Here is a 21,320-nt window from a genome sequence, read left to right as displayed (position 1 = left end):
ACCCGTCGGTAATAAGACGCAACCCCTGAACCGCGAACTGTGACGAGGCTCTAATCCGCGGACGATTCGGAAGGAGTCGTTCCGGCGTAGTGGGTGCGCAGCTCGGAGAGGATGCCGAAGGCCGCCGCGGTCAGCGGGACCGCGAGCAGCATGCCGAGAATCCCGGCCACCGAGGCGCCCGCGGTGATCGCCAGCATCACCACCGCCGGGTGCATCTGCACCGTCCGGCTCTGGATCATCGGCTGCAGCACATGCCCCTCCAGGACCTGCACGGCGAGTACGACGCCCAGCGCCCACAGCGCGATCACGAACCCGCGGTCGGCGAGCGCCACGAGGATCGCCACGGCACCGGAGATGAACGCCCCGAGGTACGGGATGTACGCCCCGACGAACACGAGCGCCCCGAGCCCCACCGCCCCCGGCACCCGCAGGATCAGCAGGCCGACGGTGATGCACAGGGCGTCGATCAGCGCGATCAGGGTGGTCCCCCGCATGAAGCCCTCGATCGCCTCGAAGGCCTTGCGCCCCATCTGCTCCAGGGCGGCGCCGCGGCGCGGGACGAGGGTGTGCAGGGCGGCGGTGGCCCGGTCGGAGTCGCGCAGGAAGAAGAAGACCAGCAGCAGCGCCAGTACGGCCATGGCGATGACCTCGCCCACGACGCTGACGCCGCTGATCACCCCGGAGGCCGCGGTGCCGCCGAACTTCGAGAGCAGGTCCTTGGAGTTCTTCGCGAGGTCGTCGAGCGAGGTCCCGGCGGCGCCGAGGTGCTCGGCGAGCGACTTCGCGGCCGCGCGCAGCGAGGTGATGATCTGGTCCCCGGTCTCGATCAGCGCGCTCACCACGATGTACGTGGCGCCGCCCGCGACGATCAGCACGGCGAGGCAGGTGAGCCCGGCGGCCAGCGACTTGTTGACGTGCAGCGCGAGCAGCCGCCGGTAGAGGGGGCCGAGGAGGGCGGTGCCGAGGAGGGCGAGCAGGACCGGGGTGACGGCGGTCTTGAAGGTGATGCAGAGCCATACGCCGAGTCCGCCGAGGGTGGCGAGCAGCAGGGCGACGACGCACCAGGCCGCGAGCCGGCGGACGGGTTCGGGGAGCAGGGTCTGCACGGTTGCAGGTGATCACGGGAAGGGGTGCCCGGCACGTTCGGACGCACCGCCCGGGTGAGGCACCGCGGATCGCCCTGCGGGCTCGTCCTCAATCGCCGGACGGGCTCAGATTGAGCCCCTCCGGCGATTGAGGAGCGGGGGGCCGGGGGCGGAGCCCCCTGGGGGTCACATGCCGTGGACCGCCGGGATCCGCCCCAGACGACCCCGCTGGAAGTCCTCGAAGGCCTGCTGCAGCTCCGCCTGGGTGTTCATCACGAACGGGCCGTAGTGGGCCATCGGCTCCCGGATCGGCCGACCGCCGAGGAGGACGATCTCCAGGTCCGGCGTGTGGCCGTCCTGCTTCTCGTCCGCGCGGACGGTCAGCGACGAGCCCTCGCCGTAGACCGCCGTCTGGCCCATGCGGACCGGCCGCCGCTCCTCGCCCACCGTGCCGCGTCCGGCCAGGACGTACGCGAGGCCGTTGAAGTCGGAGCGCCAGGGCAGGGTGACGGAGGCGCCGGGGCGGACCGTCGCGTGGATCATCGTGATCGGGGTGTGCGTGATGCCGGGGCCCTCGTGGCCGTCGAGCTCGCCCGCGATGACGCGGAGCAGGGCGCCGCCGTCCACAGAGGTGAGCAGCTGGACCTGGCCGCCGCGGATGTCCTGGTAGCGCGGGTCCATCATCTTGTCGGACGCGGGCAGGTTGACCCACAGCTGGAGGCCGTGGAACAGGCCGCCGGACATGACGAGTTGCTCCGGCGGGGCCTCGATGTGGAGGAGGCCGCTGCCCGCGGTCATCCACTGGGTGTCGCCGTTCTGGATGGTGCCGCCGCCACCGTTGGAGTCCTGGTGCACGAAGGTGCCGTCGACCAGGTACGTCACGGTCTCGAAGCCGCGGTGCGGGTGCCAGGGGGTGCCCTTGGGCTCGCCCGGCGCGTACTCCACCTCGCCCATCTGGTCCATCATGATGAACGGGTCGAGGTACGGGTACTTGATGCCCGCGAAGGCGCGGCGCACCGGGAAGCCCTCGCCCTCGAAGCCGGACGGAGCGGTCGTCACGGCGAGCACCGGGCGCGGGGTCGCGTCGGCTGGTGCGGTCACGCGGGGCAGGGTCAGCGGGTTCTCGACGGTCACTGCAGGCATGGTCGGTACCTCCTCGTGCTCCGAGTTTAGTTGAACAGTGAACTTCCTGCCACCTTGGAACACAGAAGCGCCCGGGAGGATTCCTCCCGGGCGCCCACGTCGTACGGAGAAACTCAGCCGTACATCCGCCGCATCGCGAAGTCGACCATCTGCTCGACCGCCTTCGCGTCGAAGACCATGCGGTGCTCGCCCTCCATGTCGAGCACGAAGCCGTACCCCGTCGGCAGCAGGTCGATGACCTCCGCGCCGGTGATGACGAAGTACTTGGACTCCTTGCCCGCGTACCGCCGCAGCTCCTTCAGGGACGTGAACATCGGGATCACCGGCTGCTGCGTGTTGTGCAGCGCCAGGAAGCCGGGGTTGTCGCCGCGCGGGCAGTACACCTTCGACGTCGAGAAGATCTGCTGGAAGTCCTCCGCCGACATCGAACCGGTCGTGAAGGCGCGCACGGCGTCCGCGAGCGACGGGGGCGACGGCTCCGGGTACAGCGGTGCCTGCTGGCCGTACGCCCCGGGGCCGCCGGGCTGCTGGGGCGGGGGCTGCGGCGGGGCGTATCCCGCTTGCGCGCCCGCGGACTGGTCGTAGCCGTACATGCCGTCGAGCGTACTGGGTGCGGGGGGCCCGGGCGTCACGGAGCCGGGGACTCGTGGAGCTCGAACCAGATCGACTTGCCCTCGCCGCGCGGCGTCACGCCCCAGGCCTCGGCGAGCAGCTCCATGAGCACCAACCCCCGCCCGGACGAGGCGAGTTCACCGGGGTGGCGCTTGTGCGGGAGTTCGTCGCTGCCGTCCGCGACCTCGACGCGCAGCCGCCGCTCGCCGACCTCGCCCTGCGCCTCGACGAGCAGCAGGGCGTCGCCGTCGGTGTGCACCAGGACGTTGGTGAGCATCTCGGAGACCATCAGGACCGCCGAGTCCACCTGCTCCGGCTGCGTCCAGTCGTGCAGCAGCTCGCGCAACTGCTGCCGGGCGCCCGCGATCCGCTCCGGCTCGGCCTGCTGCACCGTCAGCAGGAAGCGGCGGAGGCGCGGCGGGGCCGTGCCCGTACCGGCCGCCCCGCCCTCCTCGACCGCGGCGCGGCAGAGCAGGACCACCGCGATGTCGTCCTCGCGGCGGTCGGCGAGCGGGCCGGTCGAGTAGTGCGAGGTCGGGCCGTGCACCGCCTGCACCAGCTCGTCGGCGAGCTGCTCCAGGTTGTCGCCGCCGTACCGCTCCAGGACCTTGCGGAGCCGGCCCCAGCCGGAGTCGAGGTCGTGGCCGCCGGTCTCGATCAGGCCGTCGGTGCAGAGCATCATCGTCTCGCCGCGTTCGAGGACGACGCGGGTGGTCGGATAGTCGGCGTCCGGGTCGATGCCCAGCGGAAGCCCGCCCTCCGTGGGGCGTACGACGACGGTGCCGTCCCCGATCCGCACCACCGGGTCGGGGTGCCCGGCCCGCGCGATCTCCAGGACCCCGGTCGTCGGGTCCGCCTCGACGTACAGGCAGGTCGCGAAGCGCGGGTCGGCCGTGCCGCCCGCGGCGCCCGTGCGGGACTCGGGGCCGCCGGTGGAGCCGTACGTATGGGAGTCCGTGATGCCGGTGAGGAAGCGGGAGGCGCGGGCGAGCACCGCGTCCGGGCGGTGGCCCTCGGCGGCGTACGCCCGCAGCGCGATCCGCAGCTGTCCCATCAGGCCCGCGGCGCGGACGTCGTGCCCCTGGACGTCGCCGATGACCAGGGCGATCCGGCGGCCGCCGGGCAGCGGGATCATGTCGTACCAGTCGCCGCCGACCTGCAGCCCGCCGCCCGTCGGGACGTACCGGGCGGCGAGGGCGAGGCCGGGTATGTCCGGGCCGAGCGTCGGCAGCATCGAGCGCTGCAGGCCGTCCGTCAGCTCCCGCTCCGACTCGGCGATCCCGGCCCGCGACAGGGCCTGGGCCAGCATCCGGGCCACCGTCGTCAGGACGGAGCGCTCGTCCGGCGTGAACTGCACCGGGTAGCGGAACGCCGCCATCCAGGCGCCGATGGTGCGGCCCGCGACGGTCAGCGGCAGAAACGCCCAGGATTCCCGCCGGAAGCGCTCGGCGAGCGGCCAGGTCGCGGGGTAGCGGTGCTTGTACTCGGCGGGAGAGGAGAGGTAGACGGCCCGGCCGTGGCGCACCACGTCCGCGGCCGGATAGTCGGTGGCCAGGGACATCTCCGTGAACGGGCCCTCGTCGCCGGGCTGCTGCCCGTGGTGCCCGATGATCGTCAGCCGGTCGCCCCGTACGCCGAAGACCGCGAGGCCGTCCGGCTCGAAGCCCGGCATCGACAGGCCCGCCGCGACCCGCAGCACCTCGGCCGTCGACCGGGCCTCGGCGAGCGCGCGGCCCGCGTCCAGGAGGAACGCCTCGCGGGACCGGCGCCAGTCCCCGGTCACGGGCGTACGGGCCGGGCTGCCCGGCAACGGGTCGTTGACCTCTTGCAGGGTGCCGATCAGCTCGTACTGACCCGCGATGTCTCCCGCGAGTACCGGCTTGGAGCGGCTGCGGACGGTGCGGATCACCTGGCCCTGCTCGTCCATGATGCGCAGCCGGGCCTCGGCCAGGGTGCCCTCGGCGACGGCGAGGTTGACGATGCCGTGGATCTCGTTCCAGTCCACCGGGTGGAAGCGGGAGCGCACGCCCGCCTCGGTCAGGGTCACCGGCTCGGCGGGCAGGCCGAGCAGGCGGGCGGCCTCCGCGTCGAGCGTGACCAGTCCGGTCGCGTTGTCCCAGCGCCAGAACCCGGTCGCGATCAGCGCGAGGATGTCGCCCGCCGGGGGCAGGGCCGCTCCGCCCGTGTCCTGGGAGCCAGTGCGCATTGCCCTACTTTATGAAGAGTGCACAGGTGCCCGCCACCGAGGCGGGCGCTCCAGGGGCCTCGGAGGCCGCTCTCCGGGCCCCGGCGGGCGCTGACCTGGCCATGCCAACGAACGGTTCGAACCCGGGCGGTAACCTGGTTCGCGTTGATTCCCGCCTGTCTCGCGACGAACGACGCGAAGAATTGGAAGAGAAATGCACCGGTACAGGTCACACAACTGCGGCGAGCTCCGCGCCACCGACGTCGGCAGCGACGTCCGGCTGAGCGGCTGGCTGCACAACCGCCGGGACCTGGGCGGCATCCTCTTCATCGACCTGCGCGACCACCACGGCCTGGTCCAGCTGGTCGCCCGCCCCGACACCGCCGGCTTCGAGGCGCTCGACAAGCTCTCCAAGGAGACCGTCGTCCGCATCGACGGCAAGGTGATCTCGCGCGGCGCCGAGAACGTCAACCCCGAGCTCGCCACCGGTGAGATCGAGGTCGAGGTCGGCGAGGTCGAGGTGCTCGGCGCCGCCCAGCAGCTGCCGTTCCAGATCAACCAGGACGACGGCGTGGGCGAGGAGCGCCGCCTGGAGTACCGCTTCCTGGACCTGCGCCGCGAGCGCATGCACAAGAACATCATGCTGCGCACGGCGGTCATCTCCGCGATCCGTCACAAGATGACGGCCCTCGGCTTCAACGAGATGGCGACGCCGATCCTCACGGCCACCTCCCCGGAGGGCGCCCGCGACTTCGTCGTCCCGTCCCGCCTGAACCCGGGCAAGTTCTACGCGCTGCCGCAGGCGCCGCAGCAGTTCAAGCAGCTGCTCATGATCTCCGGCTTCGACCGGTACTTCCAGATCGCGCCCTGCTTCCGCGACGAGGACGCCCGCGCGGACCGCTCGCCCGGCGAGTTCTACCAGCTCGACGTCGAGATGAGCTTCGTCGAGCAGGAGGACGTCTTCCAGCCGATCGAGCAGCTCATGACGGAGCTGTTCGAGGAGTTCGGCAACGGCCGGCACGTCACCTCGCCGTTCCCGCGCATCCCGTTCCGCGAGTCGATGCTCAAGTACGGCAACGACAAGCCGGACCTGCGCGCCCAGCTCGAACTGGTCGACATCACCGACATCTTCGCGGACTCCGGCTTCAAGGCCTTCGCGGGCAAGCACGTGCGCGCGCTGCCGGTGCCGGACACCGCGGGCCAGTCCCGGAAGTTCTTCGACGGCCTCGGTGAGTACGCCGTCGAGCACGGCGCCAAGGGCCTGGCCTGGGTCCGCGTCGGCGAGGACGGCTCGCTGTCCGGCCCGATCGCGAAGTTCCTGACGGAGACGGACGTCGAGGAGCTGACCAAGCGCCTCTCCCTGGCGCCCGGGCACGCGGTGTTCTTCGGCGCCGGCGAGTTCGACGAGGTCTCGAAGATCATGGGCGCGGTTCGCGTCGAGGCCGCCAAGCGTGCCGGTCACTTCGAGGAGGGCGTCTTCCGGTTCTGCTGGATCGTGGACTTCCCGATGTACGAGAAGGACGAGGACACCGGCAGGATCGACTTCTCCCACAACCCCTTCACGATGCCCCAGGGCGGCATGAAGGACCTGGAGGAGAAGGACCCGCTCGACATCCTCGGCTGGCAGTACGACATCGTCTGCAACGGCATCGAGCTGTCCTCCGGCGCGATCCGGAACCACGAGCCCGACATCATGCTGAAGGCCTTCGAGATCGCGGGCTACGACCGCGAGACCGTCGAGGCCGAGTTCGCGGGCATGCTCCGCGCGTTCCGCTTCGGCGCCCCGCCGCACGGCGGCATCGCCCCCGGCGTGGACCGCATCGTCATGCTGCTCGCGGACGAGCCGAACATTCGCGAGACGATTGCGTTCCCGTTGAACCAGAATGCGCAGGATCTGATGATGGGTGCGCCTACGGTGCTGGATGAGGCGCGGTTGAAGGAGCTCAACATCTCGCTGCGCAAGTCGGTTACTCCGTAGGTAGGCGCGACTAAAGGACCCGGAACCCCCCGGTTCCGGGTCCTTTCGTTTGGTGCTCGGCTGCGGGTGCGTCGTGGTTGGTCGCGCAGTTCCCCGCGCCCCTAAAAGATGCGCAGTTCCCCGCGCCCCTAAAAAGATGCGGAGTTCCCCGCGCCCCCAAGATTGCGCAGTTCCCCGCGCCCCTAAAAAAGATGCGCAGTTCCCCGCGCCCCTAAGGATGCCTAGCGGGGCGCGGTCAGTACCAGGAGCGCGATGGTTCCCACTGCTGCCGTGGCCAGGATCCAGGAGCCGTAGCGGCGTTTGCGGCGGGGTTTGGTCGGTTTCTCGGGCTTGCGGGCTCGGGGTGGTGGCGGCGTGTGGTCCGCCGCCGAGGTGATGTCGGCGAGTAACCGGCGGCAGACCGCGGCCAGTTCGGACGTACCGCTCGCCAGGGGCACGACCGCCTCCGAGCGGGCCGGTGCCGTCGTACCGCCGTCCAGGATGCGGCCCGCGCGGATCAGGACGTCGCCGCGGGTGCCGGAGTTGCCGAGGCTGATCCAGCGCTGGACGTGGTCGCCGCGGATGACGACGCCGCCGTTGCGTTCGCGGTAGACGGTGTGCCGCTGCCACAGAACAGCCGCCAGCTGCTTGGCAGTTGAGTGAAGATGCGCGCTCAAGGCCCCCCCTTGGAGTCGAACAAGCGTCGCACTCTACCAACGGGGGGCCGGACAAACGGAGTTCTATTCCTCCGAGCCGCCGAAGCGCTCCTTGTACGTTTCGAGGTCCTCGTCCGTCAGCTTGGCGAACAGGACCGGCGGGACCGTGAACGGCGTGCCGGAGGGGAGGAGGTCCAGGGCGCGGGCCTCGTCCGCCGTGACCCAGGTCTTCGCGTCGTCCGCCAACTGGAACGCGCCGCGCATCGCCGCCGCCGAGGACGGGATGAACGGCTCGGAGACCACCGCGTACAGGTGGATCAGGTTCATCGCCGTACGCAGCGTCAGCGCGGCGGCTTCAGGGTCCTGCTTGATCTCCAGCCAGGGCGCCTTCTCCTCCAGGTAGGAGTTGCCCGCCGACCACAGGGCGCGCAGCGCGGCCGCCGCCTTGCGGAACTGGAGGGAGTCCATCTGGGCCTCGTACTCGGCGAGGAGCGTCGCGATCTCACCGCCCAGCCTCTGCTCGGCCTCTCCGGCCGCGGCGCCCGCCGGGACCTCCTCGCCGAAGCGCTTCTTGGAGAAGGACAGGACCCGGTTGACGAAGTTGCCGAGGGTGTCGGCGAGGTCCTTGTTCACCGTGGCCGTGAAGTGCTCCCAGGTGAACGACGCGTCGTCCGACTCCGGGGCGTTGGCGATGAGGAAGTACCGCCAGTAGTCGGCCGGGAGGATGGCGAGGGCCTGGTCGGTGAAGACGCCGCGCTTCTGCGAGGTGGAGAACTTGCCGCCGTAGTACGTCAGCCAGTTGAAGGACTTCAGGTAGTCGACCTTCTTCCACGGCTCACGGACGCCCATCTCCGTCGCCGGGAACATCACCGAGTGGAACGGGACGTTGTCCTTGGCCATGAACTGCGTGTACCGGACGTCGGACGCGCCCTCCGGCTCGTACCACCACGACTTCCAGTCGCGCTCCGCCGGGTTCTCGTCCGCCCACTCCTTCGTCGAGCCGATGTACTCGATCGGGGCGTCGAACCATACGTAGAAGACCTTGCCCTCGGCCGCCAGCTCCGGCCAGGTGTCCGCGGGGACCGGGACGCCCCAGTCCAGGTCACGCGTGATCGACCGGTCGTTGAGGCCCTCGGTCAGCCACTTGCGGGCGATGGAGGACGCCAGGTGCGGCCACTCCTCGGCGACCTCGTCGATCCAGGCCTCGACCTCGCCCTGCAGCTTGGACTGGAGCAGGAAGAGGTGCTTGGTCTCGCGGATCTCCAGCTCCGTGGAGCCGGAGATCGCCGAGCGCGGGTCGATCAGGTCCGTCGGGTCGAGGACGCGCGTGCAGTTCTCGCACTGGTCGCCGCGGGCCTTGTCGTAGCCGCAGTGCGGGCAGGTGCCCTCGACGTAGCGGTCCGGCAGGAAGCGGCCGTCCGCGGGCGAGTACACCTGGCGGATCGCGCGCTCCTCGATGAAGCCGTTCTCGTTCAGCTTGCGGGCGAAGTGCTGGGTGATCTCCGCGTTCTGCTGCGAGGACGAGCGGCCGAAGTGGTCGAAGGCCAGGCCGAAGCCGTCGTAGACCGCCTTCTGCGCGTCGTGCGCCTGCGCGCAGAACTCGGCGACCGGCAGGCCCTGCTCCTTCGCGGCCAGCTCGGCGGGGGTGCCGTGCTCGTCGGTGGCGCAGATGTAGAGGACGTCGTGACCGCGCTGGCGGAGGTACCGGGAGTACACGTCCGCCGGGAGCATGGACCCCACCATGTTGCCCAGGTGCTTGATCCCGTTGATGTACGGAAGGGCGCTGGTGATGAGGTGTCGAGCCATCGCGGGCTGCTCCCAAGTCGCTACGAAAAGTGACGGTTGATGTTTTACGGAACCGTCCACGGAACCTTGAAATCGTAGCCGACATGGGCCAGCCGCCCACCCCGTGTTTACAGGGCGGACGGCTGTCCGGCAGGGCATGGCCCTACGAGCGCTCGGCAGGCTCCCAGCTCGCGAGCAGGCCCTGGTACAGCTCGGCGTCCGTGAGCTCCTTCGGGACCGGGCCCGCGTGGAAGAACGCGGCGTTCCCGGAGGCCTCGTCCGCGTCCAGCTTGCGGAGGTAGTCGAAGGCCTTCGCCTCGTGCTCGCCGAACGCGACGAACTGGAAGAAGAAGTTCGACGGGGCGTCGGATAGGGACTTCGTCGCGGCGGTCTTCACCTCCGGGGCGCCGTCCGTCTGGAAGATCACCAGGGCGGGGGAGGCTGGGTCCGCGGATTTCTGGTGCAGCTTGACGATCTCGTCGACGGCCACGTGGTAGTTCGTACGTCCCATACGGCCGCAGGCGGCGTGCAGGTCGTCGATCTTCCCCTCGTACGCGTCGAGCGAGAGGGTGCCGGTGCCGTCGATCTCCGTCGAGAAGAAGACGACGTTGACCACTGCCTGATCGTCCAGGTGCGCGGCGAGGGCGAGGGCCTGCTCGCCGAGGTTCTGGGCGGAGCCGTCCTTGTAGTACGGGCGCATGGAGCCGGAGCGGTCGAGTACGAGGTAGACGGTGGCTCGGGCCCCCGTCAGCCCCTTCTTCTTGAGCGCGGCTCCCGCTGCCTTGTGTGCGGCGGTGAGGGTGGGGGCTTTTGCCTTCAGGCGGGCGGGGGTGGTGGCGGGCTTTCCTTGAGCCTTGGCGGGCTCGGGGGCAGCGGTCGGCTCCTGGTCAGCCTTGGCAGGCTCGGGCTCAGCGGTTGGCTCAGCCTTGGCCGGCTCGGGGTCCGGCTCCGGGTCGGACGTGGGGTCCGGCTCCGGGGCGGGGGTGGGGTCAGCCTTCGGCTGGGGTTTGTTTTCGGCCTCCGGCTCGGGGGTGTGCACCCGGTCTTCGACCGGGTTGTCGCTCCCACCCGCAGCCACCCGTGCGGATTCGTCTTCGGCTGCCGGGTCCTCCTGTGGGGCCACCTCGCCGTCGGCGGCTCCACCGCTGTGGGCAGCTGGGCCGCCAGGGGCGATGGGGGTCCCCCCTGCTCGAGCGGAGTCGAGAGCTTGGGGGAGGGTGGGCACAGCCCCCGGTGCCGGGTCACCTTCCGGCTTGGCGTCCACCTCGTCGGCCTTCTGCGGTGACCCCAGCGACGGATTGTCGAAAGCCGCCGACACGAGGTCGACCTCGGCAGGCTCGGGCTCCGCCGCAGGCGCCGGGACCTTGGGCTTCGGAGCCTCCGTAGCCTCCACGACGGGCTCGGGCGTCGGCTCGGGCGTCGGCTCCGGCTCCGATGCCGGCGCAGGCACCCTCACCTCGTCCTCCGCCGGAGGCGACACCTCCCGGGACCGCCGTCCGAACGCATTCCGCAAACGATCCAGAATGCCCATGTGCGCAACCCTTCGCGTGAGTTGATTCCGTAACCCCTGGCCAGGGCGGACACGTAAGGTTAGCCGCCGCGTGGAGCGATCTTCGGGAGGGTGCGGTCTGCGGACGTGACCGCCGTAACTCCCCTCCATGCGTTCCGGGTTCACCTCCTGTTCACTCCTCGTCCGCCGCCCTGCTGGTCTACGCGCCTAACGTCACGGCCGAAATCATTCCGACACGGTGTCGGCGCGGGGTGCGCCGAAGACGGGCCGAGGGCGGGCCGCGAAGGCCGTCGAGGCCCGGGCCAAGGCCAAATGGAGGACGAACGTGCGCAAACTGCTTCCGCTCATCACCGGCTCGAAGGCAGGCTCGCACCCCGGCGGCCGCTCCGCCCTCACCTGCCGCTTCCGCTGCGGTGACGCCTGCTTCCACGAGGTGCCGAACACCAGCGACAACGAGTACGTCGGTGACGTCATCTCCGGTGCCGTCAGCCGCCGTTCGATCGTCCGCGCGGCCGCCGTCGTCACCGCCGTGACCGCCGCGGGCACCGGTGCCGTACTCGCCCAGGGGGAGAGCGCCGTCGCCGCCCCGCCCGCCGGACGAGGGTCCGAGAAGCGCGCCAGGTCCGCACGCGGCCTGCGCTTCGGCGCCGTCGCGCCCAACACCGCGGACCGGGTCACCGTCCCCGAGGGGTACGGCCAGAACGTCGTGATCCGCTGGGGCGACCCCATCCTGCGCGGCGCCCCGGAGTTCGACCCGGACAACCAGACCGCGAAGGCACAGGCCGGACAGTTCGGCTACAACAACGACTTCCTGTCACTGCTCCCGCTGGAGCGCGAACGCGGCCGCCAGGTGCTCGTGTCGAATCACGAGTACACGGACGAGGTGCTGATGTTCCAGGGGTACGACCCCGAGAACCCCACCCGTGAGCAGGTCGAGATCGCCTGGGCCGCGCACGGCCTCGGTGTCGTCGTGGTCGAGGGCGAGCGTCGTACGGGCAAGCTCACCGCCGTACCGCGGCACCGCCTCAACCGCCGGATCACCGCCACCACCGAGTTCCGCGTCCAGGGCCCGGCGGCCGGATCGGAGTTCCTGAAGACCTCCGCCGACCCGACCGGCACGAAGGTCCTCGGCACCCTCAACAACTGCTCGGGCGGTACGACGCCGTGGGGTACGACCCTGCACGGCGAGGAGAACGTCGACCAGTACTTCGCCCACGGCACCCGCGCCACGGACAAGCGGTACGGCCTCAAGCCCGGCGCCACCGAGCGCAAGTGGGAGCGGTTCGACCGGCGCTTCGACGTCGCCAAGGAGCCGAACGAGCCGCACCGCTTCGGCTATGTCGTCGAACTCGACCCGTACGACCCGGAGTCGACGCCCGTCAAGCACACCGCGATCGGCCGCTTCAAGCACGAGGGCGCCTCGATCGCGCTGACCCCGGACGGCCGTCCGGTGGCGTACAGCGGTGACGACTCGCGCTTCGAGTACTTCTACAAGTTCGTCAGCAGCAAGCGGATGCGCCGCGGCAACTCCCGCGCGGACCGCGAGTACAACATGACCCTGCTCGACGAGGGCACGCTGTACGTCGCGAAGCTGACCGGCGACTCCCCGGCCGAGTCGATCGACGGCTCCGGGAAGCTGCCCGCCGACGGCGAGTTCGACGGCAGCGGCACCTGGATCCCGCTGGCCACGGCCACCGCGGACGGCGCCGAGTCGCACGTCGAGGGCATGACCGCGGAAGAGGTCTTCGTCTTCACGCGGCTCGCCGCCGACAAGGCCGGTGCCACCAAGATGGACCGCCCCGAGGACATCGAGCCCTCGCCGCGCACCGGCAAGGTCTACCTGGCGCTCACCAACAACGTGGACCGCGGCCTGGACGGCAAGGCCCCGGCCGACGAGGCCAACCCGCGCAAGGCCAACAAGCACGGCTCGGTCCTCGAACTCACCGAAAAGCGCAACAATCCGGCGGCCACGAAGTTCGGCTGGCTGCTCTTCCTGGTCGCGGGCGACCCGGAGGACCCGGCGACGTACTTCGGCGGCTTCCCCAAGGACCAGGTCTCGCCGATCTCCTGCCCGGACAACGTCGCCTTCGACTCGCACGGCAACCTGTGGATCTCCACCGACGGCAATGAACTCGGCTCGCATGACGGCCTGTTCGGCGTCGCCACGGTCGGCAGGTACCGCGGCCAGCTGAAGCAGTTCCTCACCATGCCGACCGGCGCCGAGACCTGCGGCCCGCTCGTGCAGGACCGCCGGGTGCTCGTCGCGGTGCAGCACCCGGGTGAGGTGGACGGCGCCTCCGTCGAGAAGCCGGCCTCGACCTGGCCCGACGGACCGGGCACGCTGGTCCGCCCGTCGGTGGTGTCGGTCTGGCGCGAGGACGGCTGCGACATCGGCGTCTGAGCCCGCGGCTGATACGTACGAGCCCATCTGCGCGTGCGCGTACGAGAACGTGGGGCACCCTCCGCCGGGTGCCCCACGTCTCCCTTGCCCGCCAGGGCAGTTCAGTCCTGTTCGCGGCCGCGGCGCAGCATCGCGAAGCCCAGGCCCGCGGCACCGGCCGCCGCCATGCCGCCGCCCGCGGCGAGGAGCGGGGTGTGGTCGCCGCCGGGCAGCTCGGCCCCGGCCTTCACGCCGCCCTGCGGGACGAGCCGGTCGTGGGCGGCGTCGTTCTTGTGCCCGGTGTTGTCCTTGTGCCCGGTGTTGTTCTTGTGGTGGTCACGCTTGCCGCCGCCCTCGGTCCAGCCCTTCATGGTGCCGTCCGGGTTGAGCACGAAGTGGGCGCCGTTGTGCTCGCCGTAGGCGGCCTTGCTGCCGCGCTGGCGCAGGGTGTCCCACTTGATGTATGCGCCGGACGCCGGGTCCTTGGCCCACATCTCCGCGTCGTAGCCGCCCTTGACCTTGAACACCTTGGCGTCGAAGCCGGAACCGCCGAGGTTCTTGTACGTACGCACGTAGGCGCGCTTGGCGGTCTGGTCGCCGTCGCCCTTGCCGGACTTGGTGATCGTGCCGTCGCTGGTCAGCGTGAACGTACAGCCGTCGATCCTGGTGGTCGCCGTCTTCAGTTCGGCGGACAGGGAGCCCTTGGCCGCGCCGTTCAGCAGGATCCGGGCCTTGGCGCTGCGCGCGGAGACGTTCACGTCGACCTTCGCGGACCAGCCGCCGCCGAGCTGCACGGTGCCCTTGCTGGTCCAGCCGCCGGGCACGGGCTTGTCCTTGTCCCGGTCCTTGTCCCGGTCCTTGTCCCGGTCGTTGTCGTTGTCGTTGTCCAGCTTCGTCAGGCCGATGTGGCCGTTGTCGGCGTTGAGTTCGTAGGTGTAGCCGTCGTGCGTCACGGTCGGGTGGGTCGAGGAGAGGGTGGCGATCTCCGTACCGCCGACCTTGATGATCGCGACGTAGCTGCCGCCGCGGTTCTGCACCGTGGCCGTGGCGCCGTTGCCGAGCGTGACGGTGGTGGCCTCGCCCCAGTGGTTGTCCTGCTGGTCCTGCTGGTCTTGCTGGTCCTGGTTGTCCTTGTCCCGCTGCTGGTCGCCCTGGTCCTGGTGCTGGTCCTGGTCGCCCTGGTCCTGGTCGCCCTGGTCCTGGTCGTCCGGTCCCGGCTGGTCGTTGTCCGGCTTCGGGCTCGTGTCGTCCTGCGTCTGCGCCGCCGGCTGGGGGGTGTCCGCGAAGGCGGTGGCCACCGGCATCGCGGCTATGCCCGCGACGACGCCGGCGGCGAGGACGGAGGTGCGGAGGGTACGGCGGGTGGCGCGCATGACGGTGCTCTCTCTCGTAGCGGTCCAGTTGGCGGTGAGTTCGCCTCCAGCGGCGGCGACACGGACGAAGCTACGGATGCCGTATGGGGGTCATGCGTAAGGAACGTAACGAAAGACGCGAAGGCGGAGCACGTCTGTGTAAAGGCGGATCCAGCGGCAGAAGAAGGGACTAAATGCCTGTTCAGGGCAGGTCAGGCGGCCCTACCGCGCCCAGGCCCGCGGCGTAGCCAGGCCCGGTACTCCGGCGCCTCCCAGGCCGCCTCCCAGTAGGCCGACTCCAGATCGTCGTACGCCCGGTCCAGCTCCTGCTCCGTACGTCCCACGAGCAGCAGCCGTACGCCGAGGGGGTCCCCTTCGAGGGGGCGGACCGCCATGCCGGGGCGGCCGAGGGAGGTGGGCTGGCAGACCGTGACGACATCGCCGGTCGCGACGAGCGTGGCCGCGGTGAGGTAGTCGCCGTGCAGGACGCGGGGGTCGATGCCCGCCGCCCGCAGCACCCGGAGCAGGCCCGTGCGCTCCCCGTCCACCGTCGGGTCGACCATCCACTGGTCGCCCGCCAGGTCGGAGAGCCGTACCGTCTCCCGGGCCGTCGCCTGGTGGTCCGCGGCGATCCCGACGAACTGCGGCTCGCGCGCCACCAGGACCCGGTGCGCGAGGCCAGGCGGCAGCCGCAGCGGGGAGCCCTCCACCTCGTGCACGAACGCCACGTCCAACTGGCCCTCGGCGACCAGGCGGACCAGCGCGTCCGCCGACACGTCCGTCTGGATGGCGGGCCTGGCCTGGGGGTGCCGGGCGCGAAGGCGGCGCAGCCAGCCGGGGATGGCGCGGCTCGCGGTGGAGCCGATCCGCAGGTCCGGGCCGTCGCCCGCCCGCGCGGCCACCGCCCTGGCCTCGTTGACCAGCTCCCGCATCTCCGTGACCAGCGGTCTGGCCCGGCTGAGCAGGACCCGGCCGAGCGGTGTCGGGCGGCAGCCGGTGCGCTCGCGGGCGAAGAGCCGGCCGCCGAGCGAGTCCTCGATCCGGCGGAGCTGAGTCGTCAACGAGGGCTGACTCATGCCGAGTTGGCGGGCAGCCTTGTGCAGACTGCCGGTGTCGGCGATGGCGCACACCGCGCGGAGGTGTCTCACCTCAAGCTCCATGCGGTGAGCGTATGGCCGTCACAGTGATCACACCAGACTCTCAAACCGTCACAGATGGACCGGAGTTGGCCACGCCCCATCAGTGCCTTATCAGGGTGATAGCCCGGCATTATCGCCGACTGCCATCATCCCCCGGGCCCCGAACTCCCCACACACTCTCGGGTGACCGCTCGCCCCACACGAGTAGGAGCCCCCCATGCGACTGTCCAAGTCGGCGCTCTCGGCCGCCATCGGCCTCGGTCTCGCCACCGCGGCGCTCGGCGCGGCACCCGCGTCCGCCGTTCCCGACGTACCCTCCGCTCCCTCGTCCGTACCCTCGTACGCCGCGTACGAGAAGTCCGGCGAGAACGCCGCCGCCAACAAGGCCTTCTTCGACGCCGTCTGGAAGACGGTCGCGAAGAAGCGCGCCGCCAACCCCGGCGCGCAGGCGGTGACCGTCACGTACAGCGCGTCCAAGGCCCCGACCTTCAAGGCTCAGATCGACCGCAGCACTCAGATCTGGAACAGCTCCGTGGCGAACGTGAAGCTGCAGGAGGGCTCCTCCGGCGACTTCGAGTACCGCGAGGGCAACGACCCGCGCGGCTCGTACGCCTCCACGGACGGCCACGGCCGCGGCTACATATTCCTCGACTACGCGCAGAACCAGGAGTACGACTCCACCCGGGTCACCGCGCACGAGACCGGCCACGTGCTCGGCCTCCCGGACCACTACCAGGGCCCGTGCAGCGAGCTGATGTCCGGCGGCGGTCCCGGCCCGTCCTGCACCAACGCGCAGCCGGACGCCAACGAGCGGGCCCGCGTCGACCAGCTCTGGCAGAACGGCCTGGCGAAGGGACTCGCCAAGCTCCGCTGACCACAAGGCACTCCGACTGTGCCCGTCGGCAAGCAGCACACCGGCGGGACGACCGGCCGCTACACACCCCGGCGGCCGGATCACATCAGGACCGGTCGGGCCGAGCAGACTGGGCGGACCGCTTCCCCCAATGCCCGCCCAGGCCACCCCCCCCAGGCCCGACCGGTCCTGTGCTCCACTGCTTCGCCGCTCCACCGCTCCACCGCTCCACCGCTCCACCGCTCCACCGCTTTACGAACGAACTCCCGGGTGCCACCGCTCACTCGTGCCGAACCACACCGATGACCAGACCTCGGCACGGGTCCCGGTCCCGAACGGACTGCTCCCCCAGTTCGTGCGGCTCAGCCGGGGGGCAGGCGCAGCACCGTGCGTGCGCCGCCCTCCGGCCCATGGGTGAACTCCACGCCCACCCCGAGCACCTGGGCCTGGCCGAGTGCGATGGTCAGGCCCAGGCCGTGGCCCGTCCCGCGCCCCGGATCGCCCGTACGGAACCGCTGCGGGCCCTGCTCGATCAGCTCCTCCGGATAGCCCGCCCCGTGGTCGAGCACCTCGATCACCGGGCCGTCGACGGTCACCACCACGGGCGGACGGCCATGCCGGTGCGCGTTGATGATCAGGTTGGCGAGGATGCGGTCGAGGCGGCGCCGGTCCGTCTCCACCACCGTGTCCCGCACCACCCGCACCTCGGCCTCCAGGCCCGTGGCGCGTACCGCCCGCTCCACCAGCGGGCCGAGGGCGCAGGGCGCAAGGTCGGCGTGTTCGGCGCCCGCGTCGAGCCGGGAGATCTCCAGGAGGTCCTCGGTGAGGGAACGCAGCGCCTGCAGCCGGTCGTTGATCATCTCCTTGGGCCGTCCCTCGGGCAGCAGCCCGGCCGCCGCGACCATGCCGGTCAGCGGGGTGCGCAGCTCGTGCGCCACATCCGCCGTGAACCGCTTCTCCGTCTCCAGGCGGGACTGCAGCGAGGCGGCCATGGAGTCGAGCGCCCCGGCCACGTCCCGCACCTCGTCCCGTCCGCCGCGCCCGCGCCTGCGTCCGCGTCCACCGCGCCCGTCCCGCCCGTCCCGCCCGTCGTGCCCGCCTTGGTCACCGCGTCCGCCACGTCCGCCGCGTCTGCCGCGCCCCGGCCTCATCCCGACCCGCGCGTCCAGGTCGCCCTCGGAGATCCGCCGCGCCACCTGCGCCGTACTGCTCAGCCTGCGGCTGATCCCGGTGGCCAGGAAGATCCCGGCGAGCGTGACGGCCCCGGCGGCGAGCAGCGCCGAGCCGAGGATCGCGGTGTCGATGGCGGCCAGCCGGTCCCGGGTGTCCCGGTACGGCGACCAGACCGCGAGCGGCCTGCCGTCCGCGGGCGCCGCCGCCCACATCACGGGCTCCCCGTGCCGGGCGCCGACCATGCTGCCCTGCTCGCCGTCGGCCACCAACTCCCGGAGAGGGCCGGGCAGTTCACGGGGGTCGAGCACGATCCGGTCACCGCTCGTGGACGTCCCGTACTCGTACGCGGAGAGGGCGGCGTCGAGCTCCTGGCGCACCTCCTTGCGGACCTCGCCCACGGTCTGCCGGGCCACCACGTTGTGCACGAGGACGCCGAGGACCGCCGCGACCACACAGGACACCGCGGTGATCGTGAGGGCGATCTGCCAGCGCAGACTCACCGGTCCGCCCGCGGGCAGGGCTCGTCGCCGGTCCCGGTGCCGGTGCGGGGCGCGCGGCACTCGTCGAGGCTCAGGTCGTCCAGGGCCATGGCGCCCTTCCCGTCCCACACGTAGTCCGAGACGCTCACGTACACCGGGTTGCTGGTCGGTTCGCGTACGGCGAGGTGTCCGGCGGCGACCTCGACGCCCTCCAGGACGGCCCGCCGCGCGAGCACGCGGGTGACGCGGCCGGCCTCGACGGTGTAGACGCGCAGTTCGCTGGTACGGCCGTCCACGTCCACGGCGGTGATCAGCTCGGCCTTGCCGTCCCCGGTCAGGTCGTGCAGCACGGGCGGCCGCACCGGGCACGCCTGTCCCGAACACTCCGCGAGCAGCCGCACGGCCCGCTGGTCGACAAGCCGCCCGCTGCCGCCGTCCTGCTCGCCCGCGGCGGCGAAGTCGGCCTGTACGACGGCCAGCGGGTCGGCGTCCCGCATGTCCCCCGAGGGGACTTCGGGCACCCCGGGCACGGGCGCGGGCTTCCCCGGCTGCTGCCCCGGCGCGGCGGGCGCGGGCCGGCTGTCCCGCCACAACGAGAGCGGCTTGGTCACCTCGTCGATCCGCCCGTCACTGCGCAGCCCGTCCACGTCGGCACACCCGGCGGCCCCGGCGGTCAGGGCGAGGCTTCCGGCGAGCAGCACCGCGGTACGTCGACGGCGAGCGGTGCACGGGGTCATACGTCCATCGTGTCGACCCGGCCGGGAGTGCTCGCGGTGGATGGGCCGGACGGGGCAACGGGGGGCGTCCCGAAAGGGGCGCGGGGCTGTGACATTGGCGGCTCCGCCGCGGGGCGCGACCAGCCACGACGGCGCGGCAGCCGAGATGCGGCCAGGCGGCCAGGCGGCCAGGTGCGGCTGGGGGCGGCCGGGGAGATTTACGTCGGCGCCGACCCACCCGGCCCCGCCACCGCCCGCGCCGCCGCGATCTCCCGCCGCAGGGGACCGAGCGTGCCGTCCTCGTCGTCGAGCGGCTCGTGCGGCCGGGGCCCGGAACCCCCGGCCCGCCGTAGCGCGGCGTCCTCCCTCAAGTCCTCCGCCAGTTGCTCCAGTTGGAGCGAGAGTTCCTTGGACTCGGCGGGGGCGGGCCGGGGTGCGCCGTGGCGGACGCGGACGCGGGCCGAGGTCGTCGCGTCCACCACCCGTTCCAGGGCGACGACGAGCGGCCAGAACGCGGCGGCCCGCGTCCCGAACGGCGGCGGTTCGGTGAGGGCGCGCTGGAACTCCGTACGGACGACGGACAGATCGCGGTAGATGCGCCGACGCATGCGGGCACGGGCCGCCGGGTCGGGGACGCCGGGGGTCGCCGGGTCGAGGAACGCGCACTCGACGTACCGGGCGGTGTCCGCGACCGCGTCCGCGAGCCGGTCGCCGATCCGCGTGCCCCAGCTCTCCGGCCACAGCAGATAGCCCGCGACCAGGGCGATCCCACAGCCCATCAGGGAGTCGTACATGCGCGGTGCGATGAGGGCCGCGCCCTGGCGGTTGAGGACGTCGGAGAGGAGCAGGATCACCGGGGTGATCGCCGCCGTCTGGTAGCCGTACCCGCGCGGCGTCAGGGCCGGGATCAGCGGCGCGAGGAGCACCATCACGGGCACGTCCCACCAGCCGCGCGGTACCTGCGAGAGCACCGCCGCCGCGAGCACCAGGCCCGCCGCCGTGCCGACGGCGCGCAGCACGGCCCGCGAGAACACCGAGCCGAAGTCCGGCTTCATGACGAAGGTGATGGTCAGCGCCACCCAGTACGAGCGCGGCACGTCCACCAGCGACACCAGGGACTGCGCGAGCCCGATGCACAGCGCCAGCCGCAGCCCGTACCGCCAGGAAGCGGCCGAGAGCAGGACGTTGCGGGCGGCGCGGCGGACGCGGTCGCGCAGGGCGGCGGGGCGGCCGAGCCGGTCGTCCACGTTGCCCGGGTCGGACTCGGCCAGCGCTTCCGCCGCGTACCGGACCGCCGCGTCCACCGCGTGCGCGGCCGGACCCTGCGGGCCCTCGGGCAGCCGCAGCTCGACGGGCCCGGCGAAGCCCCGCTCCACCGCGTCCGCCAACGACCGCACGGCACCGGGCACTTCCGGCGGCAGCGGGCGCCCGCGCTCGTACGCGGCCGGCGCCGCCTCCACGATCGGGATGACCGCGTTGAGCTGCGCGAGCAGCCGTACGAGGTCCTGGTTGCGGGCGTGGTAGAGCGCGCGCCGGGCAAGCACCACGTCGTACGCCTGGTTGAGCGCGTGCGTGACGTCCTGCCGGGCCGCCGCGTACGCCTCCGCATCGGCGGCGCCCGCCTTCTCCAGGAGGTCGGCCACGGTGCGGTACGCCCCGGCGACCGTGGCCCGTTCCGGCACCCCGGACCGCACGGGCCAGGCGAGCAGCGCGAGCGTGAGGACGAGCAGGCCGCCGCTGGTCATCAGGAGCGGCGGGAGCCACCAGTCGTCGCCCGGCATCGGAAGGCCTGCCCCGATCACCGAGTTGAGCAGGAGCAGCAGCCCGGACACGGACGCCACGGCGCCGACCGTGGAGATCATCCCGGAGATCAGCGCGATGGCCGTGACGACGCCGACGGCGACCCAGCCGTGTCCGTACACCAGCGTGCCGAGCATGATGCCGACGGCGCCGAACAGCTGCGGCACGGCGATGTTGTAGACGCGCATCCGGTACGCGGTCGCGGTGTCGCCGATGACCCCGGACAGGGCGCCCATCGACGCGAGCGCGCCGTACGCCGGATAGCCCGCCGCGAGCCCGACCGCCAGCGGCAGCGCCATCGCGACGGCCGCACGGGCGACCGCGGGCCACGGGATCGGCGCCGGCTGCGGCTTCAGCGTCCCGAGGCTCCGGACCAGCCACTCGGGCGGGGCGAGTCGGGCGACGGTGAACTCTCGGGGCCGGGGCATGGGCCCATTATCTGCGGGTCGTCCGGGTGGGGTCTTCGCCGGTCGAGGTCTTCGCCGCTCGGGGTGT

Annotated in this window: 15 protein-coding genes; 3 read left to right on the top strand and 12 right to left on the bottom strand. The window is 71.5% G+C overall.

Annotated elements, in window-relative coordinates; translation table 11 throughout:
• Window positions 1-50: 50 nt before the first annotated feature.
• The 4 genes from QIT00_RS20750 to QIT00_RS20735 form a co-directional block, all read right to left on the bottom strand.
• A complete protein-coding gene (locus QIT00_RS20750) occupies window positions 51-1,106 on the bottom strand; it encodes an AI-2E family transporter (protein ID WP_282536820.1) in 1,056 nt (351 codons plus the stop codon).
• A 165-nt stretch (window positions 1,107-1,271) separates the two neighbouring features.
• A complete protein-coding gene (locus QIT00_RS20745) occupies window positions 1,272-2,228 on the bottom strand; it encodes a pirin family protein (protein ID WP_282536819.1) in 957 nt (318 codons plus the stop codon).
• A 113-nt stretch (window positions 2,229-2,341) separates the two neighbouring features.
• Entirely contained in the window at window positions 2,342-2,821 is a 480-nt protein-coding gene (locus tag QIT00_RS20740; RefSeq protein WP_282536818.1) for an SseB family protein, read from the bottom strand.
• A gap of 35 nt (window positions 2,822-2,856) precedes the next feature.
• On the bottom strand, window positions 2,857-5,046 hold the full coding sequence (locus QIT00_RS20735) for a SpoIIE family protein phosphatase (protein WP_282536817.1): 2,190 nt from the start codon (window positions 5,044-5,046) through the stop codon (window positions 2,857-2,859).
• A gap of 193 nt (window positions 5,047-5,239) precedes the next feature.
• Here QIT00_RS20735 and aspS point away from each other — a divergent pair, with 193 nt between their 5' ends.
• The gene (aspS, locus tag QIT00_RS20730; RefSeq protein WP_282536816.1) at window positions 5,240-7,003 is read left to right on the top strand and encodes an aspartate--tRNA ligase; all 1,764 of its coding nucleotides are present in this window, start codon (window positions 5,240-5,242) and stop codon (window positions 7,001-7,003) included.
• Between the two features lie 221 nt (window positions 7,004-7,224).
• On the opposite strand, the gene QIT00_RS20725 is transcribed toward aspS, so the two are convergent.
• The 3 genes from QIT00_RS20725 to QIT00_RS20715 all read right to left on the bottom strand — a co-directional run bounded on the left by QIT00_RS20725 (window position 7,225) and on the right by QIT00_RS20715 (window position 10,873).
• Entirely contained in the window at window positions 7,225-7,659 is a 435-nt protein-coding gene (locus QIT00_RS20725; RefSeq protein WP_282536815.1) for a hypothetical protein, read from the bottom strand.
• A 63-nt stretch (window positions 7,660-7,722) separates the two neighbouring features.
• On the bottom strand, window positions 7,723-9,444 hold the full coding sequence (metG, locus tag QIT00_RS20720; protein WP_282536814.1) for a methionine--tRNA ligase: 1,722 nt from the start codon (window positions 9,442-9,444) through the stop codon (window positions 7,723-7,725).
• A gap of 142 nt (window positions 9,445-9,586) precedes the next feature.
• On the bottom strand, window positions 9,587-10,873 hold the full coding sequence (locus QIT00_RS20715; protein WP_349017196.1) for a VWA domain-containing protein: 1,287 nt from the start codon (window positions 10,871-10,873) through the stop codon (window positions 9,587-9,589).
• A gap of 385 nt (window positions 10,874-11,258) precedes the next feature.
• Here QIT00_RS20715 and QIT00_RS20710 point away from each other — a divergent pair, with 385 nt between their 5' ends.
• On the top strand, window positions 11,259-13,334 hold the full coding sequence (locus tag QIT00_RS20710) for a PhoX family protein (RefSeq protein ID WP_282536812.1): 2,076 nt from the start codon (window positions 11,259-11,261) through the stop codon (window positions 13,332-13,334).
• A gap of 101 nt (window positions 13,335-13,435) precedes the next feature.
• Here QIT00_RS20710 and QIT00_RS20705 read toward each other — a convergent pair whose 3' ends face one another.
• Both QIT00_RS20705 and QIT00_RS20700 read right to left on the bottom strand, forming a co-directional pair.
• The gene (locus QIT00_RS20705; RefSeq protein WP_282536811.1) at window positions 13,436-14,686 is read right to left on the bottom strand and encodes a hypothetical protein; all 1,251 of its coding nucleotides are present in this window, start codon (window positions 14,684-14,686) and stop codon (window positions 13,436-13,438) included.
• Window positions 14,687-14,877: 191 nt separating this feature from the next.
• The gene (locus QIT00_RS20700; protein ID WP_282536810.1) at window positions 14,878-15,825 is read right to left on the bottom strand and encodes a LysR family transcriptional regulator; all 948 of its coding nucleotides are present in this window, start codon (window positions 15,823-15,825) and stop codon (window positions 14,878-14,880) included.
• A 196-nt stretch (window positions 15,826-16,021) separates the two neighbouring features.
• Between QIT00_RS20700 and snpA the strand changes: the two genes are divergently transcribed.
• Complete coding sequence (snpA, locus tag QIT00_RS20695) at window positions 16,022-16,678, top strand: snapalysin (protein ID WP_282536809.1); 657 nt, start codon at window positions 16,022-16,024, stop codon at window positions 16,676-16,678.
• A 341-nt stretch (window positions 16,679-17,019) separates the two neighbouring features.
• On the opposite strand, the gene QIT00_RS20690 is transcribed toward snpA, so the two are convergent.
• The 3 genes from QIT00_RS20690 to QIT00_RS20680 all read right to left on the bottom strand — a co-directional run bounded on the left by QIT00_RS20690 (window position 17,020) and on the right by QIT00_RS20680 (window position 21,253).
• A complete protein-coding gene (locus tag QIT00_RS20690; protein WP_282536808.1) occupies window positions 17,020-18,390 on the bottom strand; it encodes a sensor histidine kinase in 1,371 nt (456 codons plus the stop codon).
• A complete protein-coding gene (locus tag QIT00_RS20685; protein WP_282536807.1) occupies window positions 18,327-19,046 on the bottom strand; it encodes a hypothetical protein in 720 nt (239 codons plus the stop codon). Before QIT00_RS20685 ends, QIT00_RS20690 begins: the two co-directional genes overlap by 64 nt.
• A 197-nt stretch (window positions 19,047-19,243) precedes the next feature.
• Window positions 19,244-21,253, bottom strand: coding sequence for an FUSC family protein (locus QIT00_RS20680; protein ID WP_282536806.1), 2,010 nt, complete (start codon window positions 21,251-21,253; stop codon window positions 19,244-19,246).
• Between the last annotated feature and the right edge of the window lie 67 nt (window positions 21,254-21,320).

Origin of the sequence: Streptomyces luteolus (assembly GCF_029968015.1) — a bacterium.
Classification (GTDB): domain Bacteria; phylum Actinomycetota; class Actinomycetes; order Streptomycetales; family Streptomycetaceae; genus Streptomyces; species Streptomyces luteolus.
Note: the sequence above shows the minus strand (reverse complement) of the source record. Positions and strands in the feature narration are given on the sequence as shown.